Genomic DNA, 2,336 nt, shown 5'->3' with positions numbered 1-2,336 from the left:
TCACCGGAGTACGCCGCTCACGCCGCACGAGCCTGGCCAAAACGCATCTCGCGCACGTCTTCACCGCCGCTGTCACCCTGATCCGACTCGACGCCTGGTGGAACGGAACACCACTCGCACCGGCCCGAATCTCCTACGTGGCCGGGCTCGAGCTCGCTCATGCCGCATGCAATTGGGCAACAGGGTCTCCGATGTCGTCAGGCCGGAGTGGGCGGCGATCGACAGCACCAGATCACCGGCGAGGCGCAACCGCCGGTCGAGCGCCAGGCTCGACGTCGTCACCACCCTGGACGGCCGTTCGGGGGTTCCCGCTGCCCGCAACGCGGGCATCAGCAGCCAGGTCAGCGCGGCAGGTCCCAGGATGTTGCGCCCCGCGAGATCTGGCAGGACTTCGTGCGATGGCACCACTGGCCACGTCTCCTGTACGGGTGGTGTCGCCGAGCGAGGTGACCGACGCGGCGCCGCGCACCGGGTCGGCCGTGATGTCGGGACGCTTTCCCGACTGCCGCTCGGGAAGGGATCGGGCACCGAGGAGGTGCCCCGGTCAGGGGAGGACCGCTAGTGGGCCAAGGCGCTCTGGAAAATGCCGAAGTCCCCGGTCATCCAGAGGGGCGTCGTTGACGGACAATTTATATGACAACGTCATATGAATTGTCGTCCCCGCTTCACCTGACGTTGTCAACTAAGCTGTCCGCATGACCCGAGCCGAGAGCGCCGCAGCCACGCGACGAGCTCTTGTCCGCGCTGCCACCGAGCTGCTCGACGAGGGAGGACCCGGCGCGGTGACCCTCCGCGAGGTGGGGGCCCGGGCCGGAGTCTCGCGCGGCGCGCCCTACGGGCACTTCGAGAACAAGGAGCACCTGCTGACGCAGCTCGCCATCAACGCGTGGAGCGAGCTGGCGGACGAGGTCGGGAAACTCCGCGCGGATGCCGGTGCTCCCGCGCAGGTGCGGCTCGAGCAGGCCATTCTGACCTTCATCGGAGTCGCCCGACGGCGGCCGCACCGATACGCGCTGATGTTCAGCACTCCGGCGGACACACCGGCCGCCGCCGAGGCCGCCGGTCGCCTCGAAAAGGAGTTCTTCACCCTCGTCGCGGACGTGGTGGGCGAGTCCGACGCGCAACGTTACTTCGCCTTGCTGATGTCCAGCGCGCACGGTATCGCCGGATTGGAGCTGAGCGGTCACCTGTCGAAGGAGACGTGGGGGGTCGGCGTGGACCAGCTCGTCCGCATGCTGGTCGACGCGATCCGGCCCGGCGTCCGCGAGGCCGACCCGTCCGACTGAGACCGGCCCGCCCGCGAGCCGAAGGCCGCCTCGGGACCGCTGACAGCGGCAGCGCCGATGACGGTGACGGTGCGGGAGCCCGGCGCGAGCCCAGATGGACTTGAGGACTCGGACGCGGTCGGCCATGGCGCGGCGGACGAGGTCGGACTCGAAGGCGATGGAGCCGAACTCGTGCGGGGCGCCGGGGTGCAGGTGGAACTCCACCGGCACCCCGGCTCGGCTGAGCTTGGTGGCGTAGGCGGTGTCCTCGTCGCGGAAGACGTCGAGCTGGCCGACCTCGATGTAGGCCGGGGGCAGCCCGCTCGCGTCCTCCAGCCGGGCTGGCGGGCACGTCGAACCCGCCTGCGGCGTCGCCGAGCAGGGCGGGCCACGCGGTGCGGTTGTCGTCGTAGGACCACAGCGCGTGGGGCGCGACGTGCGGGTCGGGGGTGGTGGTGCGGTCGTCGAGCATCGGCATGACGAGGATCTGCCGGGCGATCCAGGGCCCACCGCGCTCGCGGGCGAGGATCGCCAGCGCAGCGCGGCGTAGGCGTCCCTGAGCGGCGTCGGGAAGGGGTGCTCGGGGGTGCGGCGGTACTCCACCGACAGCATCGGCACGCCGCTGGCGGACACGTAGCGGGCGACGGGACCGTCGAACAGGTCGATGTGGCCGAGGACGTACCCGCCGCCGTGGAAGAACAGCACGGCGGAACCCGGTGCGGCACCGTGCTTGGCGTATCAGCGCACCGTGATCCGCGCGCCGTCGTCCGTGGTCACGTGGCGGTCGTTCATCGTCACGTCGGTCGGGATCGGCTGGGCCGTTCCGGCGGCGCCGATGATCGGCTCCCACAGGGCGCGCCGCGCCGCGACGTCACCCACCGCGGGCGGGGTAGTCCGCGCCATCGCGTCCGCCATCGGGGCCAACGCCTCGGCGATCTCGGGGTCCGGGTCCAAAGACATGGCTGCGTCCTTCGGGGATCGGTGGACGCGGGGAGTCAGGCGCCGGGCGCGAGGACGACGACCTTGCCGTGCAGCGTGCCGGCGGCGGCGTCGGCGTGGACCGACGCCAAC

At 71.1% G+C, this 2,336-nt stretch carries 1 protein-coding gene and 1 pseudogene; one reads left to right on the top strand and one right to left on the bottom strand.

Annotation, left to right across the window (positions count from 1 at the left end):
* Window positions 1-695 precede the first annotated feature (695 nt).
* The gene (locus tag IEZ00_RS12470; RefSeq protein WP_189223874.1) at window positions 696-1,286 is read left to right on the top strand and encodes a TetR/AcrR family transcriptional regulator; all 591 of its coding nucleotides are present in this window, start codon (window positions 696-698) and stop codon (window positions 1,284-1,286) included.
* 93 nt (window positions 1,287-1,379) lie between these two features.
* Here the strand turns inward: IEZ00_RS12470 and IEZ00_RS38095 are convergent.
* Window positions 1,380-2,225 (bottom strand): annotated as a pseudogene (locus IEZ00_RS38095) (alpha/beta hydrolase fold domain-containing protein); the annotation flags it as partial.
* Between the last annotated feature and the right edge of the window lie 111 nt (window positions 2,226-2,336).

Source organism: Saccharothrix coeruleofusca, from assembly GCF_014648515.1.
Classification (GTDB): Bacteria; Actinomycetota; Actinomycetes; order Mycobacteriales; family Pseudonocardiaceae; genus Actinosynnema; species Actinosynnema coeruleofuscum.
Note: the sequence above shows the minus strand (reverse complement) of the source record. Positions and strands in the feature narration are given on the sequence as shown.

What these genes read in the sequence shown, in the direction of transcription:
- IEZ00_RS12470 (WP_189223874.1), top strand. Translation starts at nt 696, where the DNA reads ATGACCCGAGCCGAGAGCGCCGCAGCCACGCGACGAGCTCTTGTCCGC.